General features: G+C 60.4%; 23 protein-coding genes and 2 tRNA genes. 2 read left to right on the top strand and 23 right to left on the bottom strand.

The annotated features are described in order from the left end of the window. Positions 1-13: 13 nt before the first annotated feature. The 5 genes from BJI67_RS04285 to BJI67_RS04265 form a co-directional block, all read right to left on the bottom strand. A complete protein-coding gene (locus BJI67_RS04285) occupies positions 14-484 on the bottom strand; it encodes a NifX-associated nitrogen fixation protein (RefSeq protein WP_070071981.1) in 471 nt (156 codons plus the stop codon). 66 nt (positions 485-550) lie between these two features. Further along, the gene (locus BJI67_RS04280) at positions 551-985 is read right to left on the bottom strand and encodes a NifB/NifX family molybdenum-iron cluster-binding protein (RefSeq protein ID WP_156782021.1); all 435 of its coding nucleotides are present in this window, start codon (positions 983-985) and stop codon (positions 551-553) included. A gap of 13 nt (positions 986-998) precedes the next feature. Then, entirely contained in the window at positions 999-2,423 is a 1,425-nt protein-coding gene (gene nifN / locus BJI67_RS04275; RefSeq protein WP_070071979.1) for a nitrogenase iron-molybdenum cofactor biosynthesis protein NifN, read from the bottom strand. Further along, positions 2,416-3,825, bottom strand: a complete 1,410-nt coding sequence (gene nifE, locus BJI67_RS04270) for a nitrogenase iron-molybdenum cofactor biosynthesis protein NifE (protein ID WP_407922805.1) — start codon at positions 3,823-3,825, stop codon at positions 2,416-2,418. The genes nifN and nifE overlap by 8 nt, the downstream gene beginning before the upstream one ends. Positions 3,826-4,151: 326 nt before the next feature. Continuing rightward, positions 4,152-4,526, bottom strand: a complete 375-nt coding sequence (locus BJI67_RS04265) for a hypothetical protein (RefSeq protein WP_070071978.1) — start codon at positions 4,524-4,526, stop codon at positions 4,152-4,154. A gap of 341 nt (positions 4,527-4,867) precedes the next feature. Here BJI67_RS04265 and BJI67_RS04260 point away from each other — a divergent pair, with 341 nt between their 5' ends. Beyond that, entirely contained in the window at positions 4,868-6,397 is a 1,530-nt protein-coding gene (locus tag BJI67_RS04260) for a SulP family inorganic anion transporter (protein WP_070071977.1), read from the top strand. A gap of 192 nt (positions 6,398-6,589) precedes the next feature. On the opposite strand, the gene BJI67_RS04255 is transcribed toward BJI67_RS04260, so the two are convergent. From BJI67_RS04255 to nifH, 13 genes are all read right to left on the bottom strand, one after another. Beyond that, positions 6,590-7,153 (bottom strand): hypothetical protein, encoded by a 564-nt coding sequence (locus BJI67_RS04255; protein ID WP_070071976.1) that lies wholly within the window; start codon positions 7,151-7,153, stop codon positions 6,590-6,592. A gap of 98 nt (positions 7,154-7,251) precedes the next feature. Next, positions 7,252-8,346 (bottom strand): PDDEXK family nuclease, encoded by a 1,095-nt coding sequence (locus BJI67_RS17270; protein ID WP_156782020.1) that lies wholly within the window; start codon positions 8,344-8,346, stop codon positions 7,252-7,254. A gap of 238 nt (positions 8,347-8,584) precedes the next feature. Continuing rightward, a complete protein-coding gene (locus tag BJI67_RS04245; protein ID WP_070071407.1) occupies positions 8,585-9,928 on the bottom strand; it encodes an IS1380 family transposase in 1,344 nt (447 codons plus the stop codon). Positions 9,929-10,506: 578 nt separating this feature from the next. After that, positions 10,507-10,779: a hypothetical protein gene (locus BJI67_RS16645; protein WP_083250625.1), complete on the bottom strand. Its 273-nt coding sequence runs from the start codon at positions 10,777-10,779 to the stop codon at positions 10,507-10,509. Further along, the gene (locus tag BJI67_RS16640; RefSeq protein ID WP_083250624.1) at positions 10,758-11,342 is read right to left on the bottom strand and encodes a GAF domain-containing protein; all 585 of its coding nucleotides are present in this window, start codon (positions 11,340-11,342) and stop codon (positions 10,758-10,760) included. Before BJI67_RS16640 ends, BJI67_RS16645 begins: the two co-directional genes overlap by 22 nt. 136 nt (positions 11,343-11,478) lie before the next feature. Then, entirely contained in the window at positions 11,479-12,255 is a 777-nt protein-coding gene (locus tag BJI67_RS04235) for a 4Fe4S-binding leucine-rich repeat protein (protein ID WP_070071974.1), read from the bottom strand. Further along, positions 12,256-12,756, bottom strand: coding sequence for a bacteriohemerythrin (locus BJI67_RS04230; protein ID WP_197513305.1), 501 nt, complete (start codon positions 12,754-12,756; stop codon positions 12,256-12,258). A gap of 42 nt (positions 12,757-12,798) precedes the next feature. Further along, positions 12,799-13,074 carry a DUF6129 family protein gene (locus BJI67_RS04225; protein WP_070071972.1) on the bottom strand — a complete coding sequence of 92 codons (276 nt, stop codon included), beginning with the start codon at positions 13,072-13,074 and terminating at the stop codon, positions 12,799-12,801. Beyond that, a complete protein-coding gene (locus BJI67_RS04220) occupies positions 13,071-13,781 on the bottom strand; it encodes a dinitrogenase iron-molybdenum cofactor biosynthesis protein (RefSeq protein WP_070071971.1) in 711 nt (236 codons plus the stop codon). Before BJI67_RS04220 ends, BJI67_RS04225 begins: the two co-directional genes overlap by 4 nt. 17 nt (positions 13,782-13,798) lie before the next feature. After that, positions 13,799-14,011 carry a putative nitrogen fixation protein NifT gene (nifT, locus tag BJI67_RS04215; RefSeq protein WP_070071970.1) on the bottom strand — a complete coding sequence of 71 codons (213 nt, stop codon included), beginning with the start codon at positions 14,009-14,011 and terminating at the stop codon, positions 13,799-13,801. Between the two features lie 75 nt (positions 14,012-14,086). Further along, on the bottom strand, positions 14,087-15,658 hold the full coding sequence (gene nifK, locus BJI67_RS04210) for a nitrogenase molybdenum-iron protein subunit beta (protein WP_070071969.1): 1,572 nt from the start codon (positions 15,656-15,658) through the stop codon (positions 14,087-14,089). Between the two features lie 107 nt (positions 15,659-15,765). Beyond that, positions 15,766-17,247 (bottom strand): nitrogenase molybdenum-iron protein alpha chain, encoded by a 1,482-nt coding sequence (nifD, locus tag BJI67_RS04205; RefSeq protein WP_070073945.1) that lies wholly within the window; start codon positions 17,245-17,247, stop codon positions 15,766-15,768. Positions 17,248-17,344: 97 nt separating this feature from the next. Beyond that, entirely contained in the window at positions 17,345-18,238 is an 894-nt protein-coding gene (gene nifH / locus BJI67_RS04200; protein ID WP_070071968.1) for a nitrogenase iron protein, read from the bottom strand. Between the two features lie 139 nt (positions 18,239-18,377). On the opposite strand from nifH, the gene BJI67_RS04195 reads away from it, so the two are divergent. After that, positions 18,378-19,238 (top strand): NAD(+)--dinitrogen-reductase ADP-D-ribosyltransferase, encoded by an 861-nt coding sequence (locus BJI67_RS04195; protein ID WP_070071967.1) that lies wholly within the window; start codon positions 18,378-18,380, stop codon positions 19,236-19,238. 158 nt (positions 19,239-19,396) lie between these two features. Here the strand turns inward: BJI67_RS04195 and BJI67_RS17265 are convergent, their stop codons facing one another. The 5 genes from BJI67_RS17265 to BJI67_RS04175 form a co-directional block, all read right to left on the bottom strand. Further along, positions 19,397-19,822: a hypothetical protein gene (locus tag BJI67_RS17265; RefSeq protein ID WP_156782019.1), complete on the bottom strand. Its 426-nt coding sequence runs from the start codon at positions 19,820-19,822 to the stop codon at positions 19,397-19,399. A 135-nt stretch (positions 19,823-19,957) separates the two neighbouring features. After that, positions 19,958-20,034: transfer RNA gene (locus BJI67_RS04190), tRNA-Arg, on the bottom strand. 64 nt (positions 20,035-20,098) lie between these two features. Further along, positions 20,099-20,191 (bottom strand) — tRNA-Ser (locus BJI67_RS04185). 95 nt (positions 20,192-20,286) lie between these two features. Then, complete coding sequence (gene csrA, locus BJI67_RS04180; RefSeq protein ID WP_070071966.1) at positions 20,287-20,490, bottom strand: carbon storage regulator CsrA; 204 nt, start codon at positions 20,488-20,490, stop codon at positions 20,287-20,289. Positions 20,491-20,696: 206 nt separating this feature from the next. Beyond that, positions 20,697-21,944, bottom strand: coding sequence for an aspartate kinase (locus BJI67_RS04175; protein WP_070071965.1), 1,248 nt, complete (start codon positions 21,942-21,944; stop codon positions 20,697-20,699). Positions 21,945-21,946 lie beyond the last annotated feature (2 nt).

The following is a 21,946-nucleotide window of genomic DNA, read 5'->3' as shown; positions in this document are numbered from 1 at the left end:
TTCATCCCTCCTCTCAGAGTCCGGCCACTTCCGAGTACTTGCCCACGATCTCCAGGGCCACGGACAGATACTTGTCGCCCTCGTCCTTGAGCTTGCTCAGGCTGGCAAAACCGAAGCGGTGCACGTCGCGCAGCGGGCGGTCGAGGACCACAAGCTTGCCCACAGTGATCAGCGCGCGGCCGAAGCCCTCGTGCGACAGATGCACCATCGGCACGGCCATCAACCCGCATTCCTTCTCGATCGACACCGCGATGGCGTTGTAGAAGGCCACCACGCGCGACACCGTGACCTCGTCCGGATCGCCCACCACCGGAATCTCGCGCTTGCGCTCGGGGGTCAGAACCAGCGGTGCCAGCAGGCGCTCGGCCGGCCAGTCGTCGCAGGTGCCATAGCTGTCCAGGGCACGGATCTGGCGCACCATTTCCTTGATGAAATCGGTCTCCAGGACCTCGGTATCTGCTTGCAATGCGGCTGTTTCACTCATGACTTCGACTCCACTGCTGGCTCTTGAATGCACGCGTCGCCGCAGCGCGCGTGCCGTGAGGGTGTTTCATTCATCCCAACCTTCCGCGTCCATCTGTTCGAAACGGGTGGGATCGTTGTCGCGCTGCTTGACCGCGGGCACCGTCGGCCAGGGCGTCTCGCCATCGCGCAGCGACTCGCGGATACGCACCAGTTGCTGGGCGATGGAGGTGCCCTTGTCGACCTTGACCGCGCCCACGCCCACGCCAATCAGGCGCTTGAGCGCCGAGCCGCCGACCGCCAGGCAGTAGACCGCGTCGCAGCCGGTCAGCGCGCACAGCTTGTCGTCCAGCTTGTCCTCGTTGCCGTCCTGCGCCAGGCTGCCGAACTCCAGGGCCTCGGCGAGACTGGCCTGGCCGTCCTCGATCTCGTAGATCGCGAACGCCCCGGCCGAACCGAAGTGCTGGTTGACCGTAGCCATGTCGGAGGTGGCGAAGGCGATGCGGTAACGCTTGCCGTTCATGCCTGTCTTCCTTTCAGTGGACGGGTGTACAAGTCTGAGTCGGCGTTGCAGCACCATGCGCGATCTCCGCGTCGCCCGGCTGGGCGTAGATGGACCGGTAAGGGCGAATCTCGTGGTGGCCGTGCTCGGCCAGCAGCAGGTTCGCCAGATCGAACAGAATCTGCCGGGTGCCCTGATAGCCGATCCAGGTGCGCTGGTAGCCGCCCAGATGGTCGTATTGAGGGAACCCGGCGCGCAGCAGCGGCAGGTTCAGACGAAGAGCGGACTCGGCCAGATGCGAGTTGCCGACCAGCACCTCGGCGCCCGCTTCGCGCGCCATGCGCTCCAGATCCTCCAGATCGCCGATCTGTACCACTGCCGGCGACTGGGCCTCCGTCAGCCGCTGCGTGCGCATCGGTGCGACGGCCGCCACGACCTCGGCGCCCATGCCGTTGAGCAGCGCAGTCAGCGCCAGCAGATGGTCGGGATCGGCGGCAATCGCGATGCGACGCAGACCCAGCATGAAGTGGGTATCGAGCATCGCGTCCTGCAGCTGGCGGCGCTGACGCTCCAGGATGTCCGGCACAGAGCGTCCGGAGATTTGCGCCAGCTTGGCCACCAGACGATCGACCGGCTCCAGCCCCATCAGGGTCTCGAAGCGGAAATCCTGCACCCCGGTGCGCTCGCGCAGCAGGTCGGCGGCCTTGTTCATGGAGCCGCCCACGACGATCGTCGCCGCCGCGCGGCTCAACCCGCGGAAGGCGGACACGTCGAGCCCGCCGGTGGTGACCGCGCTGAACGGAGAGTCGCCCAGGTGGCCGTCGAGCGAACCGGACAGATCCGGAATCATCACCGGCTGCAGGCCGAAGGATTCGATCAGCAGCTTGAGAGTCTCGACGTCGCCCGGCGTGAGCAGCGAGCCGGGCAGCACGTTGACCTGGGTCGCCCCTTCGCCGCGCTCCGGCCCCACCTCGTGCACGTCCGGCACCAGCTGCTCTATCATCGCGTGCACGGCGGCCGCATATCCGGACTCCATGCAGCCGGTGAAATCCGGCGTGGGCACCGCGACCACCGCCGTTCCGGCGTGCTCCGGATGGCGCTCGCGGAACACCTTGACCATGCGCCGGATGTCGGCACCCTGGGTTTCCGAAAGGCCGGTGGTGCACAGCCCGATCATCGCGGGGGCGCTTTTCTTGCAGATCGTGTCGAGCGCCTCGACGATGCTCTCGTCGGCACCGAGCACGGTGCTGACCTGATCCATCGCCGTGGTCTGCAGCGGAATCGGCTCGCGGAAGTGGCGCACGAAGAACACCTTGGCGAAGGCCGTGCAGCCCTGCGAGCCGTGCATCAGCGGCATCGCTTGGTTGATCCCGAGAAATGCGAGGCTGGCGCCGATCGGCTGGCTGGATTTCAGCGGGCTGACCGACATCGCCTTCTTGCGCTTGATGATCTCAGCCATTGACCGCCTCCGCGAGCGGCTCGGCCGGATGCCACGGCGCGGCGCGGCGCACGGACTCCCACACCGGGGATTCGATGGTCAGCGCGAGCTGACGGGCCAGTTCCACCATGCCGTCGTATCCCGCGTAGGCGAACTCGCGCTCCTGGTTGATGTCGAGAAACGGCACGCGGGCCTTGAGCGCCGTGTACATGTTGCGTCCGCCGGCGATGAGGATGTCGGCGCCGTATTCGCGCACGATGCCGATCAGGTTGGCCGGGCTGCCGTCCTCGATCATCTTGGTCTTCTCGCCCATGATCTCGCGGATGCGTTCCTTGTCCTCTTCCGTGGACTTGTTGGTGCCGGTGGCGACCACGTCCATGCCCAGATCCTTGAGCGCAGAGACCACGGACCAGGATTTCACGCCGCCGGTATAGAGCAGCACACGCTTGCCGTCGAGGTGTTCGCGCCAGGGGTCGAGCGCCGCGACGGTCTTCGCCTCCTCGCGTGCGATCACGGCCTCGGTGCGCGCGATCAGATCCTCGTCGCCGATCACCCGCGCGAAATCGCGCAGTGCCTTCGAGGTATCGTCCACGCCGTACCAGCTGCCCTCGAACCACGGCACCGAATGCTGCTCCTCGAGATAGCGCGCGACGTTGAGCAGCGCCTTCGAGCACACCACCATGGTCACCTCGGCGCGATGCATGGTCTGGATATCGCGGAAGCGCGAGTCGCCGGACAGGGAACCGAGGATGCGCAGACCCAGCTCGTCGAGCAGCGGCGCCACGTGCCAGAACTCGCCGGCGATGTTGTATTCGCCGACCAGATTGATGTCGTGCACACGGATACCCGGCCGCTGTAGCGACTCGGGCACCGGATCGGGCTCGCGCGTGCCGATGACGTGCTTGCAGATCGCATCGCCGGCCAGGCGATTGCCCATGTTCTTGGTGCCGTAGAACCCGGCCGCGTCGACCGGTACCACCGGCACGCCCCAGCGCGCGGCGGCATCCTTGCAGATCGCGCCGACATCATCGCCGGCGACCGCCGGGACGCAGGTGTTGTACACGAACACGGCAGCAGGATCGTATGACTCCACCGCCTGCTTGATCGAATGGAACAGCCGCTTCTCGCCGCGCCCCATGATCACGTCCTGTTCGGTCAGGTCGGTGGTCATGCCCAGGCGGTAGAGCGTCGGCCCGGAGGAACGCGTGCCGCGGTTGTCCCACGAATTGCCGGCGCAGGCGATGGGACCGTGGACGATATGTGCCACGTCGGCGATCGGCAGCAGCGCGATCTGCGCGCCGTCGAAGGCGCAGCCGCCGGCGGTGGCACCCGGCTTGGGCTTGGAGCACCCCGACTTCGACTTCTTGTTGTGGCTGCAGGCCGGCTCGTCGAGCATGGCCTTGAGTTCTTCCGGCTTCATCATCTTGGCAGTCCCCTGAAAGACGCCGCAGAGAGCGACACACGGGCCATGTTGCAACCGTCATGCCACGGCCCGAAGGCGTGCACCGCCATGCCTACGCTGCCCCGGGAAGACTCGCCATGAAAACGATTTTTCCTTTTGATTCAGACTAATATGAAGCCACACACGATATGCTTCGGGCATGTGGGATCGAACCCAGGAAGGGTCAATGGCTTTGTCGCAAACGCGACACAGGGAGACAGCTCCGGAGGGGCTGCGACAAACCCGGCGAAGGCCGCATCGTCGACGCCGGATAGGCGACCGCAGACTCAGATTCGCGGCGTGTTCGGCTACCGGGTAGGCGACGGCGCGACCCGCATCGCCGGGTAGCAGGAACGCAGACGCAGCTTCCTGTGCCGCAGATACACGACGAAGCGGCCAGGCTCCGGTTCGTAGAGTGCAACGCTGCCCACCGGATGCGTCGTGCAGTAATTGATCTCGCTCTCGTAGAACGATCCGGCGACGACATCGAAGCGGTAGCGCTCGCTCGCGACGGCCACGGTCCGCGTGCACAGGTAACCCAGCGGCTGGCCGCTCTTGATCGCGGGTTGGCCGACGAATGCCCCCTCGCCCACCCGCTTGCCGAGCTCGGCCGGATTGCAGCCCGCGAAGGCGGTCGAGACCATCGCCAGCGAGAGCAGGAGAATCTTGATCGGTTCGTTCATAGCCCTTTCCGATGCGGTCATGGAGGATATAGCGTGCGGCATTTCAAACGGCCGACAGATGCAGCCGCCCCCTCGGCGCCCGCGTTCTCGCCGCACGCAGGGTTGGCATTTTAGCCTCGATTCGAACCTGCCGTATCGATTCTCGGATCGGGTCGGTGCGCAGCGTAATCCGCATGTGACAAGCCCCGGCTAGAGTGGACAGACGCCGACGAAACCCTTAGTTTCATCGCCTGAACAAATCCATCGCCGTGAAATTCGGCCATTTCAACGCCCGCGGCACTCGCTTGTCGCGCCGGCCGAATCGCGTAGAATCCCCACCCTTTTGCACGCCGGAGTTGCACGTGTTCCAGTTGTATTACGCCCATGTGGCCAAGGCCAGGGACGATATTCTTTCAGGCCTGACCGTCGCCTTCGCCCTGGTGCCGGAAGCCGTCGCCTTCGCGTTCGTGGCCGGCGTCAATCCTCTGGTCGGGCTCTACGGCGCCTTCATGATGGGGCTGGTGACTTCGCTGGTCGGCGGGCGCCCCGGAATGATTTCGGGCGCCACCGGATCGATGGCCGTGGTGATGGTCGCGCTGGTGGCCAAGCACGGCGTGCAGTATTTGTTCGCCACGATAATCGTGGCTGGGCTGCTGCAAATTATTTTCGGTTTATTGAAATTCGGAAAATATATTCGCATCGTCCCGGTACCCGTGATGCTCGGTTTCGTCAACGGCTTGGCCATCGTCATTTTTCTGGCCCAACTGAACCACTTCAAGGTGCAGGGTGCCGATGGCACCGCACACTGGCTGTCGGGCACACCGATGTTCGTCATGCTCGGCCTGACCGCACTCACCATGGCGATCATGTACGTCTTGCCCAAGATCACCCGCGCCTTTCCCGCAGGGCTTGCCGCGATCATTGCACTGACCCTGCTGGTACATCTGGCCGGGCTGCACACGCCGCTGGTCAGCTCGATTGCCGACATCCGCGGCGGGTTCCCGAGCTTCCACATCCCGAGCGTGCCGATCACGCTGGATTCGCTCAAGGTCATCCTGCCCTACGCGGTCATCCTGGCCGGCGTGGGTCTGATCGAATCGCTGCTCACGATGACGGTCGTGGATGAGGTGACGAACACGCGCGGCCAGGGGAATCGCGTGTCCATCGGCCAGGGCGCCGCCAACATGGTGAACGGCTTCTTCGGCGGCATGGGCGGCTGCGCCATGATCGGCCAGACCATGATCAACGTCACCTCCGGCGGTCAGCGCAACCTGTCCGGCATCGTCGCGGCGCTGTCGCTGCTGGCGTTCATCATGTTCGCCTCCGGCCTGATCAATCTGGTGCCGGTGGCCGCGCTGGTCGGCCTGATGTTCATGGTGGTGATCCAGACCTTCGAATGGGGCAGCTTCAACCTGCTGAACAAAATCCCGCGCGAGGATATTTTCGTCGGCATGCTGGTCACGGTCATCACCATTTTCACGGACCTTGCGATTGCCGTCGTCGTCGGCGTCATCGCCAGCGCGCTGACGTTCGCCTGGAAACAGGCGAAACACATCTACGTGCAAGCCCGCGACGAAGCCGACGGCACCCGCATCTACGAAGTGCACGGCCCTCTGTTTTTCGCGTCCACGCACCGCTTCGGAGAACTGTTCAAACCCGAAAACGATCCCAAGGACGTGGTAGTCGATTTCGCTCACTCCAGAGTGGCCGACCACTCCGCCATCGAGGCCATCGACACACTGGCCACCCGCTACGCAGACGCCGGAAAATCGCTGCGCCTGCGGCATCTGAGCCAGGAATGCCGGGTACTGCTCGAAAAGGCGGGGAATCTCGTCGAGGTCAACATCAGCGAAGACCCGCATTATCACGTGGCGGATAATGCACTGGCTTGAATTAAGCTAGAACGTTTCTGAAAACAGAACCTGAAATGCCGTGCTACTCAGGCAGAAAACGACCCCAGCTGCCAGTCGCTTGTACGTGACACGCTGTCAGCTCCAGAGCCAACAGCGGTCGTTCACGTTCAACGCCGCCCATAAGCCGCGCGAACGAAGCGCAGCGAAGTGAGCGTCGGCTTGATGGGCTGGTTAGCTGCCTGGCTGGAATAACTTGCGAAGATCAATGCCCACCCCCGAAATATTCGGCTCAAGAATTACTGCGTCTGCAAGCCGACGCAAACCATTTTTGTTAATTGTCTTGGCAATAGAAAAACCAGATAGCTTCTTCTTTTCCTTAATGTCGTTGAAAATGGACTTTATCAATTGGATCACATCGTCTGTTGTTTTACACGCAGCCTTAAGCGGGATCAACAATAGCTTGTCATTAATTTCACCAGACCTTTGATGCTCTTCGTTGTGTTCTCTGAAATACGAAGGCGTGAGTGTTGTAATTAGGATGGCGGGCAAAATGCGCTCACCATCTTCACCGTTTATTCCGTGCCATGAAAAAACGTCATTTGCAAAATGGATGGGTTCGATTCCGGCCACTACTACCGATCTTGTTTGTGATGCCATTCGGGCCATATTGGTGAAGTTTGCCACGAGCGCATCCGTTAATGGTTCCTTCCAGCCATAATCGAGAACGTAGATGAAATAGTCCCTTCCATCGTCTGTGTTCGGTAGATTCCCAAGATTGTGTACATGAAGTCCCATGGACTATCTCCTTGAGCAGCTAACGCCGCACATCACCGGCAGTAAAAAGTAGAGCGACAAAGGAGCGGCGCTTTTTGCTGTCCGAGTGCATGTGATTGTTATACGCTTTCTGGCGCAGGGAACTTTTCATTTATTATATCTAACACCGTGAGTAAACCATCAACCTTTTCTGACCATTCGTTTATTTTGTAATTTGGGTAACGCCTTTCATAGTCATCAGGCGCAGAAAAGCCCACATGACTTACTAATTCATTTTTTAGCACCGCGATAAATTCTTTTTGCTCAGGCGTGTTTTTGAAACTACCATAATTGATCGCGATTGAGCCATCCGAAAATACCGAATAAACTGAGTATGTACCTAAGTGCGGCCATTTAGCGGAGAAAGATCCGCTGATTTTCCCTGTGCCCCACGAAAGCTCACATTTTAGTTCTTGTGATTTGTCAAAAAGTTGCTTGATGGCTGAAACTTCTTTTTCTATCAAGCGCTCCCTTGCATCGTTAAAGAAAGATTCTTTGTCCCATTTCCTTCTTTGTCCTGTAGTTACAGACACAGTCTTCTTGACCTGCCGTGCTTCTTCAGTAAAGCCAAACAAGATGGGAGTTACTATTTTGGTTCCTTTATGTTCATATTGACGAGCCTCTACCAGAAGCACCTCTGACCGCTCCATTTGCTTATTAAGAAAATCTACTACACTTTTTAGTTCCGGAGGGGATTCCTCCATGAAGAAAACCAAACGAACTTGACCCCCTCTCAAGTTATCCTGAACATGCTGAAAGAACCCATCAACAGATTCAGGCTCATCAGGCTGCAGGCGTTTGATTTCTTCCTCCAAGGATATACCATTTTTCTCAGCAGCTTGCTCGGCATACGTACGCATCTCATCCTTAGACCAGTAGTAATGACCATTTGCCGCATATTCGAGCATTTGACCTACAACTTCCCTTTTAGCACGAGTATCGTTATATCTTTTACATTCAATAAAAGTTGGCATAGCATCTTGATCCACAAAAAATAAATCAATGCTCCATCTATTATCGCCTGTACTTGGATCAGGAACCGGCATTTCACGTTTAACAACTAACCATCGTCGTGGATCTGATGGATTTATCTGATCGCCAGGTATTAGGTCAGGATTACTCTCCAATATTCGCTGAAGCTCCAGGTCTTCGTTCTTGCAGTGGATTCCTGACATTGCCTCTGTGCTTCCATCATTGTTTATGACATAAACCTGAATCCGTATTTTCGCATGCAGCCTTCAACATGGTTCGTTAACATTTCGTATCGCCACATGAATAAGCTGCAACGGTTGTGTTTTTTGAATAAAAACTGACATCATTATTGTTGGCAGACGGAAATGATGTCGATTCAACGTATTCTGCGCACACTGATCCTGTAACTACGCCCGTTTGGCCACGCTTATCGGCCTTTCTTTATCCGTAGGCCAGTTTCTGATACACCGTTTCAAAGGCCTGAAGTGCACGGCAACCTTTGCCAAAGCCTATCTTGATGTAGCGCGATGTTCGGATGATGCGTGCGGCAACATACATCAGCTCTTGCATCACTGTCTTGATCCGTCGCCTTTTCGCTTTGTTGCGTTTCGGAGACGTTGGACCCAACAAGCCGTTTTGCCCAATCCAGCGCAGGATATTGTAGGCCAGCACACTGGCTCCCAATACCAACGCATTGGTGGCGAATTTCCCGGAGGGCAAGCGTTCGATATCCATGTCAGTTTTAAATTCGCTGTGGAACTGTTCCGATGTACCATGATCCGCATAAAGCTGAATGATATCGCCTTCACTGATGTCCAGGCTTGTCCACCATCCTTCAAGATCAATCTCGGGAACCAGCAATATCTGCCCCTGTTTATCAAGGGTTCTTTCAGTGAGACGAATGACCTGCCGTACCGAATACTCATCACCTTGCCATTGCCGCGAAACCTGCAGACTGAAAGTGGCTATCCGCTTGCCTTCCCGTGGCTCTTCCCATCGTCCTTTTTGTTCCGCAAGCCCAAGCCAATAGGCTTTATCCTGTTTGCGGGGATTCCATTTGATGAGGAAATCAACAGGGGACTGGGTTTTATGGTCTTCGCTGTGCTCGAGGATGACGTCGATGTTCTCGATGGAATCGTTGCCACCATCGAGCCTGAGCAAAAGGGGCTGCGTTGTGATTTCCCGGGCCTGTCGCAAGGTCTTTGCCAGCAAGGCCGGTGTGTCTTTCTGGCAATGCTGCTTGCCTTCACGAAAGTCAAAGCCGATACAATAGCCTTCCTGGCCGAGGTATACCGCCATGGGGGCAAACCCGTCATGTCCCTTATAGGTTCTCGATACGCCTTCTTTGTGGCTGCCCGAATTATCCATCGGGGTCACATCGGCATCGATCGGAATATGTCCGGTGGGCAAGGGCCGTAGCGTAGGTTGGATATTGCTCAGAAAATCCCGGCTGGCTCTCTCGACGATGGGCAAAAAGTGTTCCGCATGTTTATCCATGCGTTGGCGCAGTGTCGCTTCGCAAGGGATGTCATTGATATCCATCGCGCTCATGAAATAGAATTCACTCTCAATGGTATTGATGGCCTCAAAATCGCTTTTTCCGATACTCAGTAATGCCAGGTAGCTCTTGATGACATCAGAATGCTTGATGCCATGGCGTAACGGGATGCTTGCATCCAGCTGGCTACTCAGCTTCGTGTGGCGTTTTATGGCCTGACCGATCAGTGCCAGGCCACTGTGGCTGATGATATCTGCATCTGATTGTTCAATTTTTAAGCGCTTCATTTTTTCACTGACTGAGTGACCTTTTCGAGAGCATCTATTTTAGCAATATAGCCTATAAATTACGGTATTTATCACATCATAATGGCCTGCTAAGTTACGGATTCAGGATAAACTTTAGCCACGGGTTCTCATCCTTTTGCGAATAACAGTAAATATAGAGACCGACGGGTCCGGACATTCTTTAATATAGAGACGCGAGGGAATCGACTATAACCCTTTGATTTCGATGCATTACGTTACCTCTCTGTCTATACATGCATGTGTGGAAACGGGGACACCACGCTGACGCCCATCAGAGTAAGGCTAACGACTGGTTCCCGCTGTAATCCTGCCGTCCAACGGGTTGATATGGAATGAGCATAAACGACCGGATGTGGCCGATTTCAGCCCTACAGAATCCTTTTACGGCTCCCGCTGTTGCGCAGTACAACAAGCGCGAACAGTAGCGTGCCGAGAAACACGAGGTCTTCTGGCAAAGTCGAACGTCTTTCACCGTGATGAATATCGTTGCTTGTCATCCCTGCACATATATGGTGTGAAAGTCCAGCCCGGGTGAGACGCCCAGCCCATCGATGGCTCTAGCGACTGGGCCGCAGTTCCCCGCGCTCCAGCCGTTCGTTCAGCAAGCCGATCACCTCGGTGGCCACCCCGACGATCTGGCTGGCACCGAACCCGCCCTCCGTGAGTTCCCGGTAGATCGTCTTGGCGACGATCTTGGCGAGATGCGCCGGGTCGGGGCTCAGCGGCGTGTCTCGCGAATCGCCGCTCTTCTGTTCCAGGGCCAGGGCAAGCTGCAGGAAACGCGAGCGCAGCACGTTCTGCAGTTGGGCTACGTGGATCGACTGTCCCATGAACATCGAGAATACGTTGAGCAAATCCAGGTCCCGCGTGGTGAACGAGCCGCGCCCGTGCGGTCGGAAACGTTGATCACGCCAATGATCTTGCCGCCGAGGCGAATCGGCACGGAGATCAGGCTACCGCCCCGGCCGCTACGCCGTCGCGACTTGCCGGCAAAGGTCGATTGCGCGATATCCGGGATCAGCAGGGGCTCGCCGGTCGCGGCGACATGGCCCGAAACGCCCTCGTTGATGCGGGTGGCGACCTCGTAGGCAACCTTGGGCATGGTTCCATAATGGGCGTAGACACGCAGGGTCGCCTCGGCGGGGATGTCGTCCTGCGCCTCATCCTCGCCCAGCAGCATGATGGAGGAGCGTTCGGCCGACAGCAGTTGGGCCGTCATCTTCGCCAGTTCGCCCATGGCGTCGTCCAGACTTTTATGCCTTTCGATCAACGCGGAGGCGTCGATCAGACGAGATATGAAATCCGCATCGTAGGACATGTCGCTCGCCGTTATCGTGTCGCCGGATTCGCCATGCAGGCGGTGTGCCCCTGCACGGCTCCCGTCTATCAGCATAGGCCTCCCGTGGCATGCCAGGCGATAGTTTATTCTTATCGCCAGGAAACTCTCTTCACGCGCCCCGGACGCGACGGAACGCCATCGCGACCCAATGACTAACGAATCGCGCGGAAATGCGCTTCGGGTTTCCCGGCTAGCTCACGCTGGCGAGTCGCCCCAGACGTTCCTCGGCAGCTGCGCGGACATCTTCCACCGGGTCGTCGAGCAGGCGGCGCAGGGCCTGGCGGCGGACGCGGGGTACGGCGGCGAGGCGGACAGTCCAGTCTGGGTCCGTCAGCATGCGTACCGCTGCCTCGGCCGGCAAGCGGGCGGCTACGGCGGCGCGCACCTCGGCGGCCGGGTCGGCGGCGAGTTGGGGAAGCAGCGATTCCGGCAGGCGCTCGGCAACGGCCTGGCGCACTTGACGGTCGCGGTCGCGCACCAGGGGCAGGAGCTGCGCGGGAGGAAGGCGCCGCGCGAGCCAGGTGCGCACCGAGTAGTCGGGGTCGTCGATCAAGGCGGGCAGATCGGCCTCGGGCAGACGCGCGGCCACGGTGATGCGCACCTCGCGATCCGGGTCGTGCATCAGTTCGCTGAGTCGCTCAGACGGCAGACGGACGGCCACCGCGCGGCGCACGGCTTCGTCGTCGTCGTCGATCAGCTCCAGCACCATCTCGTCGGGCAGATAGCGCACGATGATCGCGCGGGTTTCCCAGAAAGGGTCTTCGATGTAGGCCGGGGCCAGCTCGGGGTTGCTGCGGAAAAAGCGGTCGATGCGCCGGCCGCTGCAGGCCATCACGCAGGCATCGTCGGGACGGCAGCGACCGGCCGCGAAGCGTGCGCCATGCGCACAGGTCTCGCAGTCCATCTGCGAGGTTGCGGAGGGGCCGTACCTCCCCCGCTCGACGATGGCGGTGGGCGCGCCGCCCATTCAGGCACCCGGCAGGTTGTGGTGGCCGCCCGCCTTGCGCCGACGGCGCAGGAGTCCGCCCAGGTCGGGTAGCCAGCGTTTGGGAACGCCCTTGCCGCCCGTGAGGCTGCGCACGTAGCGGGCATCGCCATCGAGGATGTGCTGGCGCCACCAGTTATCCGCATAGGCAAGAAACGCCTCGGCAACCAGGGTCTCGCCGGCATGATGGCGCTGGGCATAGACATCCATCTCGATCAGGGCGGCGTCGTGCAGCCGCTTGTGCGCCGCGTAGTCCGTGTAGGCGAGGAGGCGCATCGTGGACTCTTCCATGACGAGGTGTACGCGCGTGTATTCGATCAACTGCTCGATGCGGCCGGCGATCTCGCGCCGGGTCTCGCCGCGGACGATCCCGGTTCGCAGGGCGTCGATCTGCTCGAACACGATGCGGTGCTGCTCGTCGATTTCCTCGATGCCCAGCGAGTAGTCCTGAGACCACGCGGGTTGGATCGATGGCATCGTCATGTCTCTGACCTCCAGCATCGTGAATCGGGGCAGCGCCAGCGTTTACTCGTCCTCGTCCACCACTTCGGCCAGCAGCAGCCCGGTGGCGGACTCGGTGTCAGTGGTGAGGGTCATGCAGTGGTCATTGCCGTCCACAAGGTAGATGTTCAGACCCGGCTGCGTGACGTACGGGTGAATCAGATCGACGACATCGTCGTCGAGGCAGGCGGTGAAGTGGATGTCCGGATAGGCCTTGCGCAGCGCGCTCAGCGAATCCCCATCCAGGCCGCGCCCGTCCAACTGGGCGGCGACGGCAGCAGGCAGATTGGGATCGATCATTGCGGCGCCTCCGTTTCGCGCTCGAAGCGCACGCGCGCCTCGGGCGGTTGTCCCATGATTTTGGCCAGCCAGGGCGGCGGTGCCCCGCGCATGACGCCCTGCAGCTCGCCGAGCAGCGCCTCGGCCGGGCGAGCCTCGCGCAGCCTGACGGGATGCACCCCGCGTTTGACCACCTTGGCGGCGGCAGGTCCGCCGATCGAGAGCAGGTACAGCAGATGGCAGTCGGCGATGAGCGCGGCACGCTTGGCGTGCTTGTCCTCGCCGGGCTCCGGCTCCTCAGGCACGGCTTCGCGTACGGCGATCAGCCGAAGTTCGTCGGGCAGGACCTGATAGATCAGAAATCGGCTGCAGGAAGCGAAATGGCCGTCGACGTGGTCGCCGCCATTGGAGGCGCAGGCGACGCGGATCGAACCGGGCATGTCGCCCTCGGCGTAAGGCTGGATCGGGGGTTCGAGTTCGGCTTCCTCGCCTTCTCCGCGCAGGCATGCGGCGGCGGCGGTCAGCTGCTCGACCGACAGGTCCTCGAGCCCGGGGAGGGTCTTGAGGTCTGCCACGGTGACTTTGGCCAGTGCAGCCTGACTCAGGGGGGCGCCGAAGCGGCCCAAGAGCACTTCCAGTAAACCGCGCACGCCGATTTCCGGCAGCGCGCGGGCGGCAAGACCGATGCAAAGCGCGGCCTCGCGTTCCAGCATGGCAGGTGCTTTCATCGTCGTGCCCCTCCCGCCTAGAGGCGTTTGGCGCGCAACGTCACCGGCAGATCCGGTGGCGCCGGCATCAGCTCCAGGTAATAACGCGAACCATCCATGAGCTCGACCTCGCCGCCCCAGCCGTCGGGGCCGTCGAATTCCAGACTGGCGATGGTTTCCTCGAGATCCTTCTTGGCCACGTAGAATGACAGCTTCCCGCTGGGGTCGCGTCTGATCATCACGTTCGGCATGGCAATACTCCTTGGCGCCAGGCGCCGACAAGAGAGAGAACCGCGCCGGGTATCTTCCCGGCGCGGTTCGAGGGCTCAGCGGATCAGGTCGTAGTTGTAGTCCGTCGTGCCCATTCCGCGAGTGTCGTCGTCCAGACGCGCCAGCACTTCGTTCACCAGGGTCTTGAGGACGTGCATGGCACCCTCGTAACCCAGCGTGGTGTCGCGGTGCAGGTGATGACGGTCGAAGATCGGGAAGCCGAAGCGAATCAGCGGCACTTCGAATTCCTCGCCCTTGTGGACCGTATCGCGCTGGATGAACTTGCCGTAGGAGTTGCCGATCAGGAAGTCCGGCTTGTCGGTGAACACCAGAGAACGCAGGTGCCACAGATCGCGACCGTTGTGGACCTCGCAACCCTTGCCGTATGGCGAGTCGGCCAGGATCTTGTCCATCGCCTTCTTCCAACGCTTGTTGGCGTTGTTGGCCAGGATGTGGATCGGCTCGGCACCCAGCTCAAGCAGCAGCTTGGTCATGCCCATCACGAAGTCCGGATCGCCGTACAGCGCATAGCGCTTGCCGTGCAGCCAGGCATGCGAGTCGGTGATCATGTCGACCAGGCGACCGCGTTCCTTGGTCAGGGACTCCGGAATCGGCTTGCCGGTGATCTCGGAGACCTTCATCAGGAACTCGTCGGTCCACTCCAGGCCCATCGGGATGTTGAGCTTGGGTACTTCGTGCTTCCAGGTGTTCTGCACGAACTTCTTGCTCTTCTCGGACTGCCAGGGCTGCAGGAAGACGGTGTCGAATGCGTTGGGGGCATCCTTGACCTCATCCATCGTGGTGCCGCCCGCATACATGCGGAACTTGCCGTCGGCAGGCGTATCGAGCACTTCCGTGGGGTCGGACAGCATGGTCGTCTCGACACCCATCTCTCCCAGCATGCGCTTGATCACGCGGAAGTTGCCGAGATAGGTCTCGAAGCCAGGGACGACGTTGAGCTTGCCGTTGGAGCCGACCTGCTTGTCTTCCATGTAGTTGAGCGTGAAGTAACGCAGAATGCCTTCCTGCATGTTGTCCCAGCCGGTGGTATGCGAACCCACGAAGCTCGGCGTATGCGCGAAGGGGACGGGGTATTCCTGCGGAATATGCCCTTCCTTCTTCGAGTTGTTGATGAAGGCGTTGAGGTCGTCGCCGATCACCTCGGCCATGCAGGTCGTGGAGACCGCGATCATGTCGGGCTTATACAGCGCCTTGGCGTTTTCCAGGCCGTCGAACATGTTCTTCTGGCCGCCGAACACCGCCGCATCTTCCGTCATGGAGTCGGACACGCAGGCGATCGGCTCCTTGAAGTGACGGTTGAAGTAGGTGCGGAAGTAGGCCACGCAACCCTGTGAACCGTGTACGTAGGGCATGGTCTTCTCGTAGCCCAGCGCGCAGAGCACGGCGCCGAGCGGCTGGCAGGCCTTGGCCGGGTTGACGGTCAGCGCCTCGCGCTGGAAGTTGAGTTCCTGATATTCCTTCGTGGTGGTCCATTCGAAGACCTCGCGAATCTTCTCCGCGGGGTGCATCTCTTCGTATTTCGCACGCTTCTCGCCGATGACCTTCTTGTATTCCTCATTACGGAACAAAGGGTACGACGGCTGTATATTCTCGACATCTTGGCTCATCGGGGTTCTCCTCGCCGCGCCACTCATCTGTGGACAGACGGCTCAATGGGAAAATCGTGTTCCGGGTTGCGTGCCCGGGACTCGTGTCCCGGGCACGGCCCGCAGTCTTACGCGTTGGCCGCCAGCGCGGTCTCGGCATCATCCGAAGCCGCCCACGGGGTCTTCACGAAGGCCCAGCAGGGGTTGTTCAGGGTCATGTCCATGTCCCGGGCGAAGATGGCGAAGCCGTCGTAGCCGTGATACGGACCCGAGTAATCCCAGGAATGCATCTGGCGGAACGGAATGCCCATCTTCTGGAAGATGTACTTCTCCTTGATGCCGGAACCGATCAGGTCGGGCTTCACCTTCTTCACGAATTCCTCGAACTCGTAGCCGGTGACGTCGTCGTAGATCAGTGTGGCGTTGCCCATTTCCTTGATCGTGCGGTCGTAGTCGTCGTTGTGACCGAACTCGTAGCCGGTACCCACGACTTCCATGCCCAGATCCTCGTACGCGCCGATGACGTGACGCGGACGCAGGCCGCCGACGTAGAGCATCACGCGCTTGCCTTCCAGGCGCGGACGGTACTTGGCGATGACCGCGTCGTACTCGGCGCGATACTTCTCGATCACGCGCTCGGCGCCTTCCTTGATCTTGTCGTCGAAGTAGCTGGCGATCTTGCGCAGCGACTCGGCGATCTTGGTCGGGCCGAAGAAGTTGTACTCAACCCATGGAATGCCGTACTTCTCTTCCATGTGACGCGAGATGTAGTTCATCGAGCGGTAGCAGTGCAGCAGGTTCAGCTTGACCTTGGGGGTCAGCTCGATTTCGGCCAGGGTGCCGTCGCCGGACCACTGGGCCACCACGCGCAGACCCATCTCCTCGAGCAGGATGCGCGAGGACCAGGCGTCGCCGCCGATGTTGTAGTCGCCGATGATCGCCACGTCGTAAGGCGTCGTCTCGAAGCTGTTGTCGTTGTCGCGGTTGCCCAGAACCCAGTCGCGGATCGAGTCGTTCGCGATGTGGTGACCCAGCGACTGCGACACGCCGCGGAAACCTTCGCAACGCACCGGCACGACCGGCTTGTTGATTTCCTTGGAGGTCTTCTTGGCCACCGCCTCGATGTCGTCGCCGATCAGACCGATCGGGCACTCGGACTGGATCGACACGCCCTTGTGCAGCGGGAACAGCTGATCGATTTCCTCGATCATCTTCGCCAGCTTCTTGTCACCGCCGAACACAATGTCCTTCTCCTGGAAATCCGAGGTGAAGTTCATGGTGCCGAAGGTGTTCACGCCGGTGGTACCGACGTAGTAGTTGCGTCGGCCGGCACGCGAATACTGGCCGCAACCCACCGGGCCGTGGGAAATGTGGATCATGTCCTTGATCGGACCCCACACCACGCCCTTGGAGCCGGCATAGGCGCAGCCGCGGATCGTCATGACACCGGGCAGCGATTTGCGGTTGGAGGTGATGCACTTGTTGGACTTCTCCAACGACTGGTCGTTGGTCGCCAAGTGCTTGGCGCGATCCTTGCGCGCCTTCTCCGGATAGACTTCGAGCACCTCCTGGATCAAGGCCTCGGTTTCTTCTCGATTGATCAGGGTCATCGTTTCAATCTCCATGCACCGCGCCGACCGCCCATCCGCGGATCAACGCGAACAAGATGCGCCGGCCCCAGGCGGGGCCGGCGTCCTTTCATGCCGTTCAGGCAGTCGCCCCGGCAGTTGCTTCATCAGCCGCGGTCTTACCGACGATGCTCAGATCCTCCTCGTCCATGATGCCGAACTCGGTCAGCAGCTCTTCGAGTTCGTCCATGGTGCAAGGCGTGGGGATGCAGAACTGGGTGTTCTCCACGATCTTCTTCGCCAGCGCACGATACTCGTCGGCCTGCTTCGCCTTCGGGTCGTACTCGATGACGGTCATGCGGCGAATTTCGGCGCGCTGCACAACGTTGTCACGCGGGATGAAGTGGATCATGCGGGTGCCGAGCTTACGGGCCAGCGCCTCGATCAGCTCGTCTTCGCGGTCGGTGTTACGGGAGTTGCAGATCAGACCGGCCAGACGCACGCCACCGGAGTTGGCGTACTTCACGATGCCCTTGGAGATGTTGTTGGCCGCGTACATGGCCATCATCTCGCCGGAAACCACGACATAGATTTCCTGGGCCTTGTTCTCGCGGATGGGCATGGCGAAACCGCCGCACACCACGTCGCCCAGCACGTCGTAGAACACGAAGTCCAGGTCTTCCTCGTAGGCGCCTTCTTCCTCCAGGAAGTTGATGGAGGTGATCACGCCGCGGCCGGCGCAGCCGACACCCGGCTCCGGACCACCGGACTCGACGCACTTGATCTCGGCATAGCCGGTCTTGAGCACGTCTTCGAGTTCCAGATCCTCAACACTGCCGGCCTCGGCCGCCAGCTCCATGATGGTGTTCTGGGCTTTGGAGTGGAGAATCAGGCGAGTCGAATCGGCTTTCGGGTCGCAGCCGACGATCATCACCTTCTTACCCATCTCCGCCAGGCCAGCCACCAGATTCTGCGTGGTAGTAGACTTGCCGATACCACCCTTGCCGTAGATAGCGCATTGACGCATTACCATCGCTTTGTCTCCTATGGGGAAATTGACCAACTGTGCTTGCGCGCTAATCTTGGAGCAAGCCACGTGCCAACCCCAAAAAAACAAAGCAACTAACTGTTTTTATTGTTTTTTATTGATTTCTCACGAGGCATGGAAGCGCGTGGCCGAGCCGACAAAACACCACAAAGCATGTGAGGATACCGACAACGAAACGGCCGCCCCGTCAATCCCCGCCCATGCCCGCCAATCCATCAATCACTGCAGCCTGCCGGCCGACATCCTCGGCGGCCTGGAGTACCAGCGACACCCCATACCGCTGGAGATCGACGGCGTGCGCGAGCTTCACGCCCAGCTCTTCGAGCGACTCGACATCGAGGGAGCCGCCGAGGAGCGTGCGCGCCAGTTCACCGCCTACATGTCGGCGTGCTTCTCGCTCGAACACCCCGAGGAGGCCGGCCTCTCCGGCCGCAAGCGCCGGCACGCCACCTACCTGCGCGTCATCCGCGGCTGGAGCTTCGATTCCGACGGGCGCGAGGCGGCCGCGCTCAAGGGCTGGGTCGAATCCCGCTTCGGTCTGCTCGCCCGCTACCATGTCGATGCCCTGCGCGACGAGGATGAGGACGCCTACCGCCATTACGCCCAGGCCCGCGCGGCCGGCCTCTACGGCACCAATGCCATGGAAGCCCAGCTTGACCTGCTCTACGCCTACACCCAGTACGAATTCGCCCGGCGCCAGCCCGGCACCCGGCACCTGCGCCTCTACCGCGGCGTCAGCCGCGTTCGGGAACACGAAATCGTCGCCCGGCTCGACAGGCGGCACGCCGTCCTGCTGCTCAACAACCTCAACTCCTTTACCGCCACCCGCGAACGCGCCGACGAATTCGGTGACTACATCCTCAGCACCGACGTCCCCGTGGCCAAGGTCGTGTTCAGCAGCGACTTGCTGCCGGGCAAGCTGCAGGGCGAGGACGAATACATGGTGATCGGCGGCCTGTACGAGGTCGAACTCGCCTGGCACTAGAGCCCGCATCGACGGGAAGTACGCCGACGGAAGCCCATTGGCGGCGCGCCTAATTACGCACTATCTTTAAGGTCTATTCCGGCGATCCACCAAACCACATGACAGGGCAAACGGATCGCGCCCGGTTGCTTGAACAACTCAGGCAGGCAGAGGCGCGGCTACGAGAACGGGAAGCCGCATACATCGAATGCGTGCGGGAACACGGAGCCGGGCCGCAATGTGCGCGACTCCATCGGGCGATGCTGGCCGCCAATCTCGAATGCGACAGGATTTTCGACAGCTACCTCGTCGCCGATCATTTCATTACGTAAGTCGTGCGCACGCTCGGGTACCGGCGAAGCAATGCTCCGGCGGCGTGGTGTGCTTTGGAATGGCCCGTACACGAGGGTTTGCATGCAGACGAAATCTGCAGTGCCTGGGCAGGTTACTGCGCCGCCACAGAGCGAAAAATGCGGCAGAATCGAAATCCCTAATCCTTCATTCCAGCGATTGGCGCGCCTGGAAGGATTGAAGGCACAAGCTTGCAGGAGTTGATGGAGCCGGGCGGTTGGAAGTCTTTCGAGATGGTGTTGCGATATGCGCATCTCGCCCCGGAGCATTTGTCCCAGGCGGCGGCGCGGGTCGAGCGGCGGTGGGAGTCCGTAGAGTCCAACTCTACGATTCTCCTACGCTAGAAACACATAAGGCTCACGCCTTAAGCGTAAGCCCTTGTTTTTTAATGGCGCGCCCGGAAGGATTCGAACCTCCGACCACCTGGTTCGTAGCCAGGTACTCTATCCAACTGAGCTACGGGCGCGTAAAGGTGGCGAATTATGGTGAAGCTTTTGATCGCCGTCAAGGCCGGTCATACCGGCTTGAAATGGCGGAGAGAGAGGGATTCGAACCCTCGATGGAGCTTTTGACCCCATACTCCCTTAGCAGGGGAGCGCCTTCAGCCTCTCGGCCATCTCTCCGTGTGCTGCACTAGTGCTCAAGAGCGCGTAAGGATACCCGCCGGGTCGGAATTGGTAAAGCCGCACGATGCCGGAATAGCGCTCTGGCTTTGGGATCAACCCCCATCTCCAGAACCGTCCGTATCATGATGAACGGTTTCGCCGTGGATACGCTGGTAGACCTCCTCGCGGTGCACGGTCACATCCTTGGGCGCCTTGATGCCCAGACGCACCTGGTTGCCCTTGACCCCGAGAACGGTCACCTCGATGGCGTCACCGATCACCAGCGTTTCACCCACCCGACGCGTCAATATCAGCATCTCAGCCTCCTGCTCGTAGTGTCCGGGAACCCCCGGACATTCATCCGTCGACGGACGGCCTGCCGGCGCGTCGGGTGCGGCTCGTTGCTGTGCTGAGGTCAGGACACTCCCCGTATCAGCCTTCTGTCCCCGAGCTAACCGTACGGCCTCGTCCGCACGTCCGCCCGAAGGCTCCGAGCGGACACGAAACGCGGGCCACCTGAGGCTTAGGCATTCGGGAGGTCGGTACGTTCCTCAGGATGCCCTGCCAGGTTGAACGCGTCGTGTAGCGCGCGGACGGCCAGCTCAAGGTACTTCTCCTGAACGACGACCGAGACCTTGATCTCCGAGGTGGAGATCATCAGGATGTTGATACCCTCCTGGCCCAGCACGCCGAACATCTTGCTGGCGATGCCCGCATGAGAGCGCATACCGACGCCGACCAGGGAAATCTTGGCGATGCGCGTGTTGCCGACCAGTTCGCGCGCGCCCAGGCCCTTGACGACCTCCTGCAAACACTCCATGGCACGATCATAGTCGTTGCGGTGGACAGTGAAAGTAAAATCGGTCATTCCTTCGGCACTGACGTTCTGCACGATCATGTCGACCTCGATGTTCAGGTCGGCCACTGCACCGAGAATGCGGTAGGCAATACCCGGTTCGTCGGGTACCCCGGTGATCGTGAGCTGGGCCTCGTCGCGGCTGAACGCAATGCCGGAGATCAGGGCGTCTTCCATGGGATTTTCCTCGAAGGTGATCAGTGTGCCGGGGCCTTCCTTAAAACTGGATAGCACGCGCAGCGGCACGTTGTACTTGCCGGCAAACTCGACGGAGCGGATCTGCAGCACCTTGGAGCCCAGGCTCGCCATTTCGAGCATTTCTTCGAAGGTGATGCGATCCAGCCGGCGCGCGTCGGCGACCACACGCGGGTCGGTGGTGTAGACGCCGTCGACATCGGTATAGATCTGGCACTCGTCGGCCTTGAGCGCGGCCGCCAGCGCGACGGCCGTGGTGTCCGAACCGCCGCGGCCGAGGGTGGTGATGTGACCGTCCCCGTCGATACCCTGGAAACCGGCAACGACGACGACACGTCCCGCATCCAGATCGTCGCGCACGCGCTCGCGGTCGATGTCGATGATGCGTGCCTTGTTATAGGCGCTGTCGGTCAAAATGCGCACCTGCGCGCCGGTGTAGGAGCGTGCGGCACAACCGCGCTGTTCGAGCGCCATGCTCAGCAGCGCAATGGTGACCTGTTCGCCGGTGGCGAGCAGCACATCGAGCTCGCGCCCGCGCGCCTTGGGGTCGATCCCCTTGGCCAGTTCGATGAGACGGTTGGTCTCGCCGGACATGGCGGACACCACGACCACGAGCTGATGCCCCTGTTCCGCAAATTGCTTGACCTTGTCGGCCACCGCCGCGATGCGCTCCACCGAGCCCACCGAGGTGCCGCCGTATTTCTGAACAATGAGTGCCATAT

Origin of the sequence: Acidihalobacter aeolianus (genome assembly GCF_001753165.1) — a bacterium.
Lineage (GTDB): Bacteria > Pseudomonadota > Gammaproteobacteria > DSM-5130 > Acidihalobacteraceae > Acidihalobacter > Acidihalobacter aeolianus.
This window is presented reverse-complemented; position numbering and strand designations above follow the sequence as displayed.